The 13,840-nt window shown below is 71.0% G+C and carries 11 protein-coding genes; 10 read left to right on the forward strand and 1 reads right to left on the reverse strand.

The window, feature by feature from the left end:
* Nucleotides 1–111 precede the first annotated feature (111 nt).
* The 8 genes from ACI2L1_RS37775 to ACI2L1_RS37810 all read left to right on the forward strand — a co-directional run bounded on the left by ACI2L1_RS37775 (nt 112) and on the right by ACI2L1_RS37810 (nt 9,182).
* Nucleotides 112–510, forward strand: a complete 399-nt coding sequence (locus ACI2L1_RS37775) for a hypothetical protein (protein WP_404743962.1) — start codon at nt 112–114, stop codon at nt 508–510.
* A 47-nt stretch (nt 511–557) separates the two neighbouring features.
* Entirely contained in the window at nt 558–1,457 is a 900-nt protein-coding gene (locus tag ACI2L1_RS37780; RefSeq protein ID WP_404743963.1) for a TatD family hydrolase, read from the forward strand.
* A 103-nt stretch (nt 1,458–1,560) separates the two neighbouring features.
* Nucleotides 1,561–2,934, forward strand: coding sequence for a ubiquitin-like domain-containing protein (locus tag ACI2L1_RS37785; protein ID WP_404743964.1), 1,374 nt, complete (start codon nt 1,561–1,563; stop codon nt 2,932–2,934).
* Between the two features lie 82 nt (nt 2,935–3,016).
* Complete coding sequence (gene rsmA / locus ACI2L1_RS37790; protein ID WP_404743965.1) at nt 3,017–3,889, forward strand: 16S rRNA (adenine(1518)-N(6)/adenine(1519)-N(6))-dimethyltransferase RsmA; 873 nt, start codon at nt 3,017–3,019, stop codon at nt 3,887–3,889.
* Nucleotides 3,886–4,803, forward strand: a complete 918-nt coding sequence (locus tag ACI2L1_RS37795) for a 4-(cytidine 5'-diphospho)-2-C-methyl-D-erythritol kinase (RefSeq protein WP_404743966.1) — start codon at nt 3,886–3,888, stop codon at nt 4,801–4,803. The genes rsmA and ACI2L1_RS37795 overlap by 4 nt, the downstream gene beginning before the upstream one ends.
* A gap of 215 nt (nt 4,804–5,018) precedes the next feature.
* Complete coding sequence (locus tag ACI2L1_RS37800; RefSeq protein WP_404743967.1) at nt 5,019–5,798, forward strand: MHYT domain-containing protein; 780 nt, start codon at nt 5,019–5,021, stop codon at nt 5,796–5,798.
* A gap of 197 nt (nt 5,799–5,995) precedes the next feature.
* The gene (locus tag ACI2L1_RS37805) at nt 5,996–7,894 is read left to right on the forward strand and encodes a nitrate- and nitrite sensing domain-containing protein (RefSeq protein ID WP_404743968.1); all 1,899 of its coding nucleotides are present in this window, start codon (nt 5,996–5,998) and stop codon (nt 7,892–7,894) included.
* A 178-nt stretch (nt 7,895–8,072) separates the two neighbouring features.
* Complete coding sequence (locus tag ACI2L1_RS37810; protein WP_404743969.1) at nt 8,073–9,182, forward strand: N-acetylmuramoyl-L-alanine amidase; 1,110 nt, start codon at nt 8,073–8,075, stop codon at nt 9,180–9,182.
* Nucleotides 9,183–9,243: 61 nt separating this feature from the next.
* On the opposite strand, the gene ACI2L1_RS37815 is transcribed toward ACI2L1_RS37810, so the two are convergent.
* Nucleotides 9,244–10,833: a S8 family peptidase gene (locus ACI2L1_RS37815; protein WP_404743970.1), complete on the reverse strand. Its 1,590-nt coding sequence runs from the start codon at nt 10,831–10,833 to the stop codon at nt 9,244–9,246.
* Nucleotides 10,834–11,044: 211 nt separating this feature from the next.
* Between ACI2L1_RS37815 and ACI2L1_RS37820 the strand changes: the two genes are divergently transcribed.
* Complete coding sequence (locus ACI2L1_RS37820; RefSeq protein ID WP_404743971.1) at nt 11,045–12,847, forward strand: ABC-F family ATP-binding cassette domain-containing protein; 1,803 nt, start codon at nt 11,045–11,047, stop codon at nt 12,845–12,847.
* Between the two features lie 249 nt (nt 12,848–13,096).
* Entirely contained in the window at nt 13,097–13,789 is a 693-nt protein-coding gene (locus ACI2L1_RS37825; RefSeq protein ID WP_404743972.1) for a LuxR C-terminal-related transcriptional regulator, read from the forward strand.
* Nucleotides 13,790–13,840 lie beyond the last annotated feature (51 nt).

Raw genomic sequence — 13,840 nt, forward strand, 5'->3', positions numbered from 1 at the left:
TCCAAATCGACTCCAACACTCGACAGGCCTGTCGCCTCGGCGCCTCGGGAGGCGTCCACTGGGGTGAGGGACGTACCCGTCCTTCGAACCAGCGGACACACAGGAGCTGGCATGAGCGAGATCGCAGGGCACCCCGGTGCCACGGCAGTCGTCAACGAGTCCTACTCCTTCGCCTGCATGAGCTGCGGGCACGGGTGGGAGCAGTCGTACGAGATAGAGCACCACGTCGACGGCGACGGCCGGGAGTTCGTGCAGTACATGGTGGAGGGACGGGTCGTGCCCTCGCCGCTCTCCAAGCCCACGTGCGCGAACTGCGACAACCACGTCGTACGGATCATGCGGCCCGGCCGGGTCGCGTCCGCCCGTGACGCGGCGCACCGGCTGCACCGCACGCCCCCCGCCGGGCCCGTGGAGGCGCCGACGGCCGGGGAAGGGGCGCAGGTGTCGGCCGAGGACCACCACTGGCACCTGTCCGACCTGCTGCACGTGTTCCAGCGCAAGGCGAGCTGACCCGGTCTCGCGACGGGGAGGACATGCCCCTTTCGTAGGATCGGGGCATGCCTTCGAACAGTCCCCGCGAGAAGAACGCGGCGCCGCCGCTCCCGGAGCCCCTGCGGGTGCCGGTCGCCGACTCCCACACCCACCTGGACATGCAGGACGGGACCGTGGAGGAGGCGCTCGCGAAAGCCGCGTCGGTCGGGGTGACCACGGTCGTCCAGGTCGGCTGCGACGTCCGCGGCTCGCAGTGGGCCGCCGAGACGGCGGGACTGCACGAGGCCGTGCACGCCACCGTCGCCCTGCACCCCAACGAGGCGCCGCGCATCGTCCACGGTGACCCCGACGGCTGGTCGAGGCAGGGCGCGCGCCGGGCCGGGGGCACGCCGGCGCTCGACGAGGCCCTCGCCGAGATCGACCGCCTGGCCGGACTCCCGCAGGTCAAGGGCGTCGGCGAGACCGGCCTCGACTACTTCCGCACCGGGCCCGAGGGCAAGGAGGCGCAGGAGTCCTCCTTCCGCGCCCACATCGAGATCGCCAAGCGGCACGGCAAGGCCCTCGTCATCCACGACCGCGACGCCCACACCGACGTCCTGCGTGTGCTGAAGGAGGAGGGCGCCCCCGAGCGCACCGTCTTCCACTGCTACTCCGGCGACGCCGAAATGGCGGAGATCTGCGCCCGCGCCGGATACTTCATGTCCTTCGCCGGCAACGTCACCTTCAAGAACGCCCAGAACCTGCGGGACGCGGTGGCCGTGGCGCCTCTCGAACTCCTCCTCGTGGAGACCGACGCGCCCTTCCTGACGCCGGTGCCGTACCGCGGACGGCCGAACGCCCCCTATCTCATTCCGGTCACGGTGCGTGCCCTGGCCGCCGTGCGCGGTATCGACGAGGACACGTTGGCCACGGCACTCGCCGCCAACACCGCACGCGCCTTCGGATACCGAGCCGATCGAACGTAACTCCGGGTAGCCGCGTCGCTTTGGAGAGTGACGGTCGCTCCGCTAGGTTCTGTGGGCCCGATCCGGACCCCTCTGGACCCCTCGGCCCCTGGAGCGTGTCGGCGTGAGCAACTCCCAGTACGAGACGTACGAGGCCTACGGGACGTACGGCCCGACCGAACCGTACGGACCTTCGGCGTACGGCGGTTTCGACGCGGCCCCCGCAGGTCCGGACACCGCGCAGACGTTCGTGTACGGGCTGCCGGACCTGACGCGGGCGCAGCCCTACGAGGACACCTACCGGCCCGCGTACGAAGTGCCGCTGTCGCCGCTCCCGCGTCAGGCCGCGGTGGGGCGGCGGGCCGCGCGGCGGCGCAGGGCGCGGTTCGCGGAGCGGTCGGACAGCGCGATGCGCCGGCTGCTTCCGCAGGCGCTGGTGGTGGCCTTCCTGGCGGGCGGCACCACCGCCTTCGTCGCCAAGGACAAGGCGATCGAGCTGACCGTCGACGGCAAGCCGCGCACTCTGCACACCTTCGCGGACGACGTGTCCGAACTGCTCACCGAGGAGGGCGTGGCGGTCGGGCCCCACGATGTCGTCGCGCCCGCGCCCGGCGAAGAGCTCGCCAGCGGGGACGAGGTCGCGGTGCGCCACGGGCGTCCCGTGCGGCTCACGCTCGACGGGCACCGGCGTGAGGTGTGGACCACGGCACAGACGGTGGAGGGGGCACTCGAACAGCTGGGGGTGCGTGCGGAGGGCGCCTACCTGTCCACTTCGCGCTCCCGGCGGATCGGGCGCGAGGGGCTCGCGCTGGACGTGCGCACCGAGCGCTCGGTGACGGTCATGGCGGACGGACGGGCCCGGACGATCCGCACGAACGCGGCGACCGTCCAAGAGGCCGTCGAGGCGGCCGGGGTCACACTGAGCGGGATGGACACCACCTCGGTGGCGTCGGGAAGCTTTCCGCGCGACGGCCAGACCGTCACGGTGCTGCGGATCACGGGCGCGAAAGAGGTCCACGACGAGCGCATCCCCTTCCGCGAGGAACGGACCGCGGACTCCTCACTGTTCAAGGGCACCGAGGTCGTGGAGCAGGCGGGGGCGCCTGGGGTTCGCCGGGTCACGTACTCCCTGCGGACCGTCAACGGGGTCAGGCAGAAGCCGCGCCGGCTCAGGACCGAGGTGGTCAGGGAACCCCGCACCCGGATCGTGAAGGTGGGCACGAAGCCGCTGCCCACGTCGATACAGGGCGCCGACCACCTGAACTGGCAGGGACTGGCGGACTGCGAGTCCGGGGGCCGCCCGAACGCGGTGGACCCTTCGGGAACGTACGGGGGCCTCTACCAGTTCGACACGAGAACCTGGCAGGACCTCGGTGGCTCCGGCCGCCCCCAGGACGCCCCGGCAGCAGAACAGACATTCCGAGCGAAGAAGCTGTACGTACGACGGGGAGCGAGCCCCTGGCCGCATTGCGGAACTCGCTTGTACGGACCCACGTGAGGGGCGCGGGGCTGTACCGGTGTGTTGGCTACGCCACGTGGGCGCGACCAGCCTCCCACCGGCCCGCGGCTAGGCTGTCCACGTGAGCAGCCCCTCCCCAGACACCCTTCTCGGCCCCGCCGACGTACGCGAACTCGCGTCCGCCCTCGGCGTCCGCCCCACCAAGCAACGCGGCCAGAACTTCGTGATCGACGCGAACACGGTCCGCCGTATCGTCCGCACCGCGGAGGTCCGCCAGGAAGACGTGGTCGTGGAGGTGGGCCCCGGCCTCGGCTCGCTCACCCTCGCCCTCCTCGAAACCGCCGACCGCGTCACCGCCGTCGAGATCGACGACGTACTGGCCGCCGCACTGCCTGCCACGATCGCGGCCCGCCTGCCCGAACGCGCGGACCGGTTCGCTCTCGTGCACTCCGACGCCATGCACATCACCGACCTCCCCGGCCCGTTGCCGACGGCACTCGTCGCGAACCTGCCGTACAACGTCGCCGTACCCGTACTGCTGCACATGCTCGCCACCTTCCCGAGCATCGAGCGCACCCTGGTCATGGTCCAGGCGGAGGTCGCCGACCGGCTCGCCGCGGCGCCCGGTTCGAAGGTGTACGGCGTCCCCTCCGTGAAGGCCAACTGGTACGCCGAGGTCAAGCGGGCCGGGTCGATCGGCCGCAACGTGTTCTGGCCCGCGCCGAACGTCGACAGCGGGCTCGTCGCGCTCACCCGGAGGACCGAGCCGGTGAAGACGACCGCCTCCAGGAGCGAGGTGTTCGCCGTCGTCGACGCCGCCTTCGCCCAGCGCCGCAAGACGCTGCGGGCCGCGCTCGCCGGGTGGGCGGGTTCGGCGGCGGCCGCCGAGACGGCTCTCGTGGCGGCCGGGGTCTCGCCCCAGGCCCGCGGGGAGTCGCTCACCGTCGAGGAGTTCGCGCGCATCGCGGAAAACAAGGAGCCCGGTCAGCAGTGAGCGTCACCGTCCGCGTCCCCGCCAAGGTCAACGTCCAGCTCGCGGTGGGCGCCGTCCGCCCCGACGGCTTTCACGACCTGGCCAACGTCTTCCTCGCGGTCGGCCTCTACGACGAGGTGACCGTGACGCCCGCCGATGAACTCCGGGTCACCTGCGAGGGGCCGGACGCCGGCCAGGTGCCCCTCGACCGTACGAATCTGGCGGCCCGGGCGGCGATCGCCCTCGCGGAGCGCCGCGGGATCGAGCCCGCCGTGCACGTCCACATCGCCAAGGACATCCCCGTCGCCGGCGGCATGGCGGGCGGCAGTGCGGACGGCGCCGGGGCGCTGCTGGCCTGCGACGCGCTGTGGGGGACGGGCGCCTCCCGGGAGGAACTGCTCGACATCTGTGCCGAGTTGGGCAGTGACGTGCCGTTCAGCCTGGTGGGCGGGGCCGCGCTCGGGACGGGGCGCGGGGAGAAGCTCCGCGCCCTTGAGGTCGGCGGTGGCTTCTTCTGGGTGTTCGCGATGGCGGAGCGTGGGCTGTCGACTCCGGCCGTCTTCCGGGAGTTCGACCGGCTCACCGAGGGTCTCGACGTCCCTGAGCCCGTCGCCTCCGAGGAACTGCTCGACGCGCTGGCCACGGGCGACCCTGACGCGCTCGCCGCCGCCGTCTCCAACGACCTGCAGCCCGCCGCTCTCTCGCTCTTCCCGGAACTCGCAGACACCCTCGCGGTGGGCAGTGCAGCGGGCGCCCTCGCCGGGCTCGTCTCGGGTTCGGGTCCGACCACGGCGTTCCTGGCCCGTGACGCCGAGTCGGCGGCGAAGGTCGCGGACGCGCTGCGGGCCTCCGGCACGTGCCGGTCGGTGCGCCCGACGTCGGGGCCGGCGCCGGGCGCGACCGTGATCTCCGGTATTTCCGGTATTTCTGGGTAGGTCTCCACCGGCCCTTCCCCGAGCGTCCACCGGGCCTCCACAACAGGCTTCTGACCTGCACAAATGCGCAGTTCAAGTGTTACCTAAGCCACAGCGTTCTATTGTTCACCAATAGCCCTCCTGGTTCCTTTCGTGCGCTTCTGTGCCGTGGAAAGCGCTGGCATGATCAGCCGACCCCGGTCTCTCGGTCACCGGCGGTACGAGAGGAATCTCCCATGGGGCACATGGATCACTTCAGCGCCGGATGGGTCACCCCCGTCCTGTCCTATGCGATGGCCTGCGTCGGCTCGGCGCTCGGTCTGCGCTGTACCGTCCGGGCGCTGGAAGCCGACGGCTCCTCCAAGCGGAACTGGCTGCTGCTCGCCTCCGTCGCCATCGGCTCCGGCATCTGGACCATGCACTTCATCGCCATGCTCGGCTTCAGCGTCGAGGGCACCCCGATCCGCTACGACGTCCCGCTCACCGTCCTCAGCCTGCTGATGTCCATCGGCGTGGTCGCGGCCGGTGTCTTCACCGCGGGGTACGGGCGTTCGCGGGTGACGTCGGTCGTGTTCGGTGGCCTGGGCGCCGGGGTCGGCGTCGCGGCCATGCACTACACCGGGATGGCCGCGCTCAATCTGCACGGCAAGGTGGACTACGACCCCCTGCTCGTCATCGCGTCCGTCGCGATCGCGGTCGTCGCGGCGACCGCTGCGCTGACGCTCACGTTGGTGGTGCGGGGGCCGGTGCTGGCCACCGCCGCCGCGCTGGTCATGGGGCTCGCGGTGAGCAGCATGCACTACACCGCGATGTTCGCGGTGAGTATCGAACTGGCGCCCAGCAGTGCGTCGTTGCCGGGGGCCACCCCGACCGAGTTCATCTTTCCGCTGGCCGTGGTGCTGGGGTCGTTCCTGTTCCTGGCCGCTGCGTATGTTGCTCTGTCGCCGACGGGGAAGCGGCACGAGTCGGCCGTCGCTGCGGAGTTGCTCCGCGAGGTTGAGCTCACCACTGCGTAAGCGTGTTGGTCGTCTGCGGGCCGGTGGGGGCTGGTCGCGCCCCGCGGCGGAGCCGCTGATGTAACAGCCCCGCGCCCCTTGGGGGGTTGCCGTGAGACGTATCTCCATCCATGAGCAAGGTTTCCTCCATGTCCTTTTCCCGTACGTCCGCCCGGCTGCGTCCCAGATCCGTCCGAGCGAAGATCGTTTCGCTGCTCATGTTGCCCATCGTGTCGCTCATGGCGTTGTGGGGGTTCGCCGCTGTGACGACCGCGTCCAGCATCGGGGACACCGAGCGGGCCAAGGACGTCAACGCGGAACTCCTCACGCCGGTCGGGGACTTCGTGACGGCGTTGCAGGCCGAACGGACGGCCGCGCTGAGCAGTGACGGGGTCGAGGGAGCGCGCCAGGCCACCGACAAGGCCGCCGACGCGCTGAAGGACGGCATCAACGCCTCCAGCTCCGACGCCGCGCTCCTCGACGCGAGCCTGCCCGAGCGCATCGACGGCCTGGAGGCCGACGCCGGGCGGCTCGCGGCCCTGCGCTCCGAGGCGAGCTCGAAGGGGGCGGCGCCCTCGACGACGTACACGAAGTACACGAAGGTCATCGACGACGCCTTCTCCGTGATCGGTGGTCTCACCGGCGACGAGGGCACCGATGCCGCCTCCGACGCGCGCGTGGTGCTCGAACTGGCACGCGCGCGTGAGGCGTTGGCGCAGGAGCGGGCCCTGCTGGCCGCCGCGGACGCCGCCGGGACGCTGAGCCGGGAGCAGTACGCGCTGTTCGTCGGCGCGGTCGCCACCCAGCGGGAGCTGCTGGAGCCCGCCGTCGCCGACCTGAAGGCCACGCACCAGGCCGCGTACCAGGAGATCCTTGACGGAGACGGGTACGCGCGCGTGCAGGCCGTCGAGAACCGGGTGCGCGCCGCCGGACCAGGGGCCGTGTCGAGTACGGCCCTGGCCGGCTGGGACACCGCCTCCGCCGGAGTACTGGAGAAGCTGACCGCGGCCGAGACCGCGGCCGGTACCGGCGCCACCGCCAAGGCCGACCCGTTCGGCGGGGACACCCTCGGCGCCTCCGGGATCGCCGTGGTGCTCGGCCTGGTGGGTGTGCTGCTGTCGCTGCTCGTCTCCGTGCTCGTCGGGCGCGGGCTCATCGTCGAACTGCTCGACCTGCGCAACTCCGCGCTGGAGGTGGCCGGTCGGCGGCTGCCGCAGGCCATGCGCAAGCTGCACGCCGGACAGGGCGTCGACATCGACGCCGAGGCGCCCATGCGCCGCCTGGCCGGCGACGAACTCGCCCAGGTCGGCACGGCCCTGACCGCCGTCCAGCGGGCCGCGCTCAAGGCCGCCTCCGAACGCGCCGAACTCCTCAGCGGGATCTCCGGGGTGTACGTCTCCCTCGCCCGCCGCAGCCAGGTGCTGCTCCACCGTCAGCTGGACCTGCTCGACGCGCTGGAGCAGCGGCAGCAGGACCCGGCCCTGCTGCACGAGCTCTACCGCGTCGACTACCTGGCCACCCGGATGCGCCGGCACTCCGAGAGCCTGCTCATCCTGTCCGGTATCGCGCCGGGCCGCGGCTGGCGGGACCCGATTCCGCTGGCGGACGTGCTGCGGGCCGCCGTCGCCGAGATCGAGAACGCGCCCCGGGTGCAGATCTGGGCCGTGCCCAAGGTCTCCGTGCTCGGCGGTTCGGTCGCCGACGTGATCCATCTGCTCGCCGAACTCGTCGAGAACGCGGCCGCGTTCTCCCCGCCCAGCACCCAGGTGCAGCTGCGCGCCGCCCGGCTGCGCGACGGCGTGCTCATCGAGATCGAGGACAGCGGCTTCGGCATGAACGAGGAGGCCCTCGCCGAGGCCAACCGCAAGATCCAGTCCGACCGGGTCGACCTCCTCGACGCCAAGCAGATCGGTCTGATCGTGGTCAACCGGCTGCGCGAGCGGCAGGGGCTGCGCGTGGAGGTCCGCTCCTCGCCGAACGGCGGTGTGACCGCTGCCGTGTTCATCCCCGAGGGGCTGATGCGCGACGACATGCCGGTGGCCGAGGGAGCCCAACAGGGCCGCGGCCTCGCCCCCGCGTCGGCGCTGATCCAGCGACGGGGGATGGCGGGGGCCTGACGGCCCCTCACCGCGCGCTGACCGGGAGTCAGCGGATCTCCATGAGGTATTCACGTGCGCGAGGTGTGGATGGGGTGGAAGGGGCTGATGGGACCAGTAGGATCATTTGATCCTTCAAGCACCGCCCACACCGGGCCCGCTCGGTGCTGCTCCCCAACCGAGTTGGAAGGTCACAACTGTGTCCACCACCCCCCAAGACCCCACTACCCCCACCCATCGCAGGAAGCGCTCCCTGTCCCGGCGTGGCGTCATCGCCACCGCCGGTGCGGTGGCGGCCGGCGCCGCGCTGACGCCGGTCGTCTTCGCGGCGACGGACTCCGACGACCCGGCCGGATCGGAGGACACCTCGGGCACGGACCCGCAGAAGTTCCCCGCCACCCGCACCGAGGCCACCACCGGCGCCACCGAGACGACCACCGCGCTCGCCGCCTCCTACGTCGGCGTCCGCTGGACCGGCGCGGCGGACGGCGCCGGCATCAAGCTCGCGAACGGCGGCTGGCAGAACATCACCGGCGGCTGCGCCACCCTGGACGGCGGCGGTACGGCACTGGTGGCGGCCGGTGACGTGACGTCGTACGAGGTGAAGGTGCCGGACGGCGCGACGGCCGTGCACTCGCTCGCGATCGACACCACCGACGGGCCCAGGCGCACCTTCCAGGTGCCCTCGGAGCCGACACGCGTGCGTGGCGTGGGCTACCTCTCCCGCCCCGCGTGGGGCGCTGACGAGTCCAAGCGGTACAAGGACGGCAAGGTCAACTCGCCCGAGACGTACTACCCGTTGCAGACCATCACGGTCCACCACACGGACACGCCCAACGCCGATCCCGACCCGGCCGCCACCATACGGGCGATCTACGAGTACCACGCGGTCACCCTCGACTGGGGTGACATCGGCTACCACCTCCTCATCGACGAGGCCGGTGTCGTCTACGAGGGCCGTTACTCGGGCGAGGACCTGCTGCCCGCCTTCAACGCGGACGGCAACCTCGTCACCGCCTTCCACACCGCCGGCTTCAACTCCGGCAACCTCGGCATCGCGCTGCTCGGCAATCTCGTCGCCCAGGGCCCGACCGACGCGGCCAAGGCCTCCCTGATCCGCCTGATCAAGGTGATCGCCCGCTTCAAGGGCCTCGACCCGCAGGCCAAGGTCACCTTCGTCAATCCGGTCAACGGCGTCACCAAGGACGTCACCACGGTCAGCGGCCACCGCGACTGGCTGCAGACCGACTGCCCCGGCCAGACGATGTACGACCTTCTCGACGAGGTCCGGGCCGCCACGGCCCGCTGATGAACCGCCGCGCGCCCCGGGTGAGGGTTCCCCGGGGCGCACGGTTTTTTCCCACGCTGTCTCAGAAGGTCAGCTTCCAGCTGTTGAGGTAGCCGGTGTCCGCGCTGTAGACGTCCTGGACCTTGAGCTGCCAGGTCCCGTTGACCGTCGTCTCGCTGGACGCGTCGACCGTGTAGGTGGCGTCGACGTTGTCCGTGGAGTCGGAGGAACTGCTGCTCTTGAGGCGGTAGGTCGAACCGTCCGGGGCGACCAGGTCGATCACCAGGTCACCGCGGTAGGTGTGGACGATGTTGACGTACACGCTCAGGTCGCTGGGCGCGCTGCCCGTGAGGCCGCTGACGGTGATCGGCGAGTAGACGGCCGAACCGGCGTCCGGGATGGAGACGTCGGTGGTCGACTCGAAGGCCGTGCCCGTGTCGCCGCCGTCGTCCCCGGCGGGGGTGACCTGGAGCAGCAGGTTGGGGCTGCCGGTCCCGACGCTGGTGAGGGTGGAGGCGGAGGCCGCGGAGACCAGTGCCGAGGAGACCTGGGCGGGCGTGGCGCTCGGGTTCTCGCCCAGGTAGACCGCGGCCGCGCCGCACACGTGCGGCGACGCCATCGACGTACCGGAAAGGGTCGCGGTGGCGGAGTTGGAGGTGTTGTACGTCGAGGTGATGCTCGATCCCGGTGCGAACAGGTCCAGTACGGAGCCGTAGTTGGAGTAGCTCGCGCGCGCGTCCGCGCTGGTCGAGGCGCCGACCGTGATCGCCGTGGAGACGCGGGCCGGGGAGTTCGAGGAGGCGGTGGTGTTGTCGTTGCCGGCCGCGACCGCGTAGGTGATGCCCGCCGCGATGGAGTTGGCGACCGCCGCGTCCAGCACGGAGTCCGCGTCGCCGCCCAGCGACATGTTGGCGACCGCCGGGAACTGCGCGTTCTCGGTCACCCAGTCGATGCCCGCGACGACCTGGTCGGTCGTGCCGGAGCCGTCGTCGTCCAGGACGCGCACGGCGACGATGTTCGCCGACTTGGCGACGCCGTAGGTGCTGCCGGCGACCGTGCCCGCGACGTGGGTGCCGTGGCCGTTGCCGTCGTCGGCGGTGGAGTCGTCGTCGATGGCGTCGTAGCCGTAGGAGGCGCGGCCGCCGAAGTCGGTGTGGGTGATCCGTACGCCGGTGTCGATGATGTAGGCCGTCACCCCGCTGCCCGCGCTGTCCGGGTAGGTGTACGAGGAGTCCAACGGCAGATCCGCCTGGTCGATGCGGTCCAGGCCCCAGGTCGGGCTCGTCTGCGTGTCGGTGATGTGGACCGTCTTGTTCTGCGTCACCGAGGCGACGGCCGGATCGGCGGCGAGCCGCTTGGCCTCCGTCTCGCTCATCTCGGTCGCGTAGCCGTTGAGGGCCTTCTTGTAGGTCCGGGTGACCTCCGCGCCGTAGCGCTTCGCGACCGCCTTGCCCTTCGTGGAACCGGCCCTGGTGTCGGTCTTGAGGGTGACGATGTAGCTGTCCTTGACGGCGCCTTCGGCGTTCGCGCCCTGGATGACGCCCTCGGCGGGCGCGGCGGAGGCGGGAGCGGTGGTCGCGGCGCCGACGGTGAACAGGGCGGCGGCCGAGACGAGAGCGGCGAGAGCGGCACGTCTGCGGCGGGGCGTGGGGGAGTGCTGCACGAACGACATGGGGGTGCGACCCCTTCTCGGGAAGCGTGCGTGGACGGGTCGGTGGGGGGTGGCCTGTCCTGTGCGCATACGGTGGCGGTTTTGAAGGGATCACGTCAATAGAGGGGAATCCCTACGTCCGGGTAGGGAGCCGCCAGGGACGCGGGGCGAGGGGAGGTCCGTGCGCCGGACTACCCTGGAGGGTCGATCGATCCCCCTGGGCAGGAGAGAAATGGCCGTCAATCTGGTCAATGTCGAGAACGTCAGCAAGGTGTACGGCACCCGTGCACTGCTGGACGGTGTCTCGCTCGGCGTCTCCGAGGGCGATCGCATCGGCGTCGTGGGCCGCAACGGCGACGGCAAGACCACCCTGATCCGCATGCTCGCCAAGCTGGAGGACACCGACACCGGGCGCGTCACGCACTCCGGCGGGCTGCGGCTCGGCGTGCTCACCCAGCACGACTCCCTGGACCCCACGGCGACCGTCCGGCACGAGGTCATCCGGGACATGGCCGACCACGAGTGGGCCGGCAACTCCAAGATCCGCGATGTGCTGACGGGACTGTTCGGCGGGCTCGACCTGCCCGGCTTCCCGCAGGGGCTCGACACCGTCATCGCACCGCTCTCCGGTGGCGAGCGCCGCCGTATCGCCCTCGCCAAGCTGCTCATCGAGGAACAGGACCTGATCGTCCTCGACGAGCCCACCAACCATCTCGACGTCGAGGGGATCTCGTGGCTGGCCAGGCACCTGCGCGAGCGCCGGTCCGCGCTCGTGTGCGTCACCCACGACCGGTGGTTCCTCGACCAGGTCTGCACGCGCATGTGGGATGTGCAGAAGGGCGACGTCTTCGAGTACGAGGGCGGCTACTCCGACTATGTCTTCGCCCGTGCCGAGCGTGAGCGGATCGCCGCCACCGAGGAGACCAAGCGGCAGAACCTGGTCCGCAAGGAGCTGGCGTGGCTGCGGCGGGGCGCCCCGGCGCGGACGTCGAAGCCGCGGTTCCGCGTCGAGGCCGCGAACGAGCTGATCAAGGACGTGCCGCCGCCGCGGGACAGCAGCGAGCTGATGAAGTTCGCGTCCTCGCGGCTCGGGAAGACGGTCTTCGAACTGGAGGACGTGACCGTCCAGGCCGGGCCGAAGGTGCTGCTGAAGCATGTGACGTGGCAGCTCGGTCCGGGGGACCGGATCGGCCTTGTCGGGGTCAACGGCGCCGGGAAGACGTCCTTGCTGCGGGCCATGGCCGAGGCCGCGCGGACCGAGGGGGAGACCCAGCCGGTGGGCGGGCGGGTCGTGGTCGGCAGGACCGTCAAGCTCGCCTATCTCTCGCAGGAGGTCGCCGAACTCAACCCCGGGCTGCGGGTGTTGGAGGCCGTCCAGCAGGTGCGCGAGCGCGTCGACCTCGGCAAGGGGCGCGAGATGACCGCCGGGCAGCTGTGCGAGACGTTCGGCTTCAACAAGGAGAAGCAGTGGACGCCGGTCGGGGACCTGTCCGGTGGTGAGCGGCGGCGCCTGCAGCTGCTGCGGCTGCTGATGGACGAGCCCAATGTCCTCTTCCTCGACGAGCCCACGAACGACCTCGACATCGAGACGCTGACCCAGCTGGAGGACGTCCTCGACGGATGGCCCGGGTCGATGATCGTCATCTCCCACGACCGGTTCTTCGTCGAGCGGACCACGGACCGGGTCTTCGCGCTGCTCGGGGACGCGACCCTGCGGATGCTGCCGCGCGGTATCGACGAGTACCTGGAGCGGCGGCAGCGGATGGAGGAGGCCGTGGCCGCCGCCTCCCCGGCCCCGGTCAAGGCCGTACCCGAGAAGAGCGCCGCCGATCAGCGGGCCGCCAAGAAGGAGCTCCAGAAGATCGAGCGGCAGCTCGACAAGATCTCCGAGCGGGAGACCGGGCTGCACGCGCAGATCGCCGACAACGCCACGGACTTCGCCAAGGTGGCCACGCTCGACGCCGAGCTGCGGGATCTCGCCGGGGAGCGGGAGGAGCTGGAGATGCGGTGGCTGGAGCTGGCCGAGGACGCGTGAGGGTGCGGCTGGTTGACGCGCCGGTGCGTGAAGGTGGCGCACATCGTCCTCGAACGACAGGAAAGCCGGGAATTCAGCTCTTCCGGGACACTTCTCACCGGTAGGGGAAGCGCAACGTCGAACTAGCGTGTAGCTTCCGGGGGCATGAAGGGCAGGGGCGCTGGGAGGGGGCCTCTGTCCGTTGCGGATCGCGGGCATCCATAGTGGGGCATTCACGCGGATCCATTGGGGGGACTGGGGGGTTGCTCGATGGGAGTTCGGCTCATGGTGGTCGACGACCACCGATTGCTCGCCGAGGCGCTGGCCTCGGCGTTGAAACTGCGCGGGCACCGGGTGCTCGCGGCGGCGGCGCCTGCCGCGGGGGCGGCGGAGCTGGTGATCAGCCGGGCGCCCGAGGTGTGCCTGCTGGGGACGGCGACTCCGGCCGAGCCGGGGATGTTCGACCCGGTCGTGAAGATCAAGCGGGAGCGGCCGCAGGTGGCGGTGCTGGTGCTGGGGCCGGTGCCGAGTCCTCGGGGGATCGCGGCGGCGTTCGCGGCGGGGGCGTCGGGGTATGTGCGGCACGACGAGCGCATCGAGGGGGTCGAGCGGGCGATCATGAAGGCGCGGGCGGGGGAGGCGGCGGTGGCGCCGCAGTTGCTGCAGGGGGCGTTCAGTGAGTTGCTGAACCCCGCGGCCCAGCCGGACGACGAGGGGCAGCGGCTGCTGCAGATGCTGACGCCTCGGGAGGTCGAGGTGCTGGTGCGGGTGGCTGACGGGGAGGACACGCGGCTGATCGCGGCGGGGATGGGGATAGCGCCGTCGACTGCGCGGACGCATGTGCAGCGGGTGCTGATGAAGTTGGGGGTGGGGTCTCGGCTGGAGGCGGCGGCGTTGGCTGCTCGGACGGGGTTGTTGGATCGGGCGGGGCCGGTGGGGGGGCCTCCGGCGGTTGGGCCGTGATGCCTGCGGCGGCCTGTGGGGGTGGGGTGGGGGCGGGCGTTTTGCGCAGTT

The sequence above is a fragment of the Streptomyces sp. NPDC019531 genome (assembly GCF_044903305.1).
Classification (GTDB): Bacteria; Actinomycetota; Actinomycetes; order Streptomycetales; family Streptomycetaceae; genus Streptomyces.

Coding starts and splice junctions, on each gene's coding strand:
- ACI2L1_RS37775 (WP_404743962.1), top strand. CDS start 112: ATGAGCGAGATCGCAGGGCACCCCGGTGCCACGGCAGTCGTCAACGAG.
- ACI2L1_RS37780 (WP_404743963.1), top strand. CDS start 558: ATGCCTTCGAACAGTCCCCGCGAGAAGAACGCGGCGCCGCCGCTCCCG.
- ACI2L1_RS37800 (WP_404743967.1), top strand. CDS start 5,019: ATGGGGCACATGGATCACTTCAGCGCCGGATGGGTCACCCCCGTCCTG.
- ACI2L1_RS37805 (WP_404743968.1), top strand. CDS start 5,996: ATGTTGCCCATCGTGTCGCTCATGGCGTTGTGGGGGTTCGCCGCTGTG.
- ACI2L1_RS37815 (WP_404743970.1), bottom strand. CDS start 10,833: ATGTCGTTCGTGCAGCACTCCCCCACGCCCCGCCGCAGACGTGCCGCT.
- ACI2L1_RS37820 (WP_404743971.1), top strand. CDS start 11,045: ATGGCCGTCAATCTGGTCAATGTCGAGAACGTCAGCAAGGTGTACGGC.
- ACI2L1_RS37825 (WP_404743972.1), top strand. CDS start 13,097: ATGGGAGTTCGGCTCATGGTGGTCGACGACCACCGATTGCTCGCCGAG.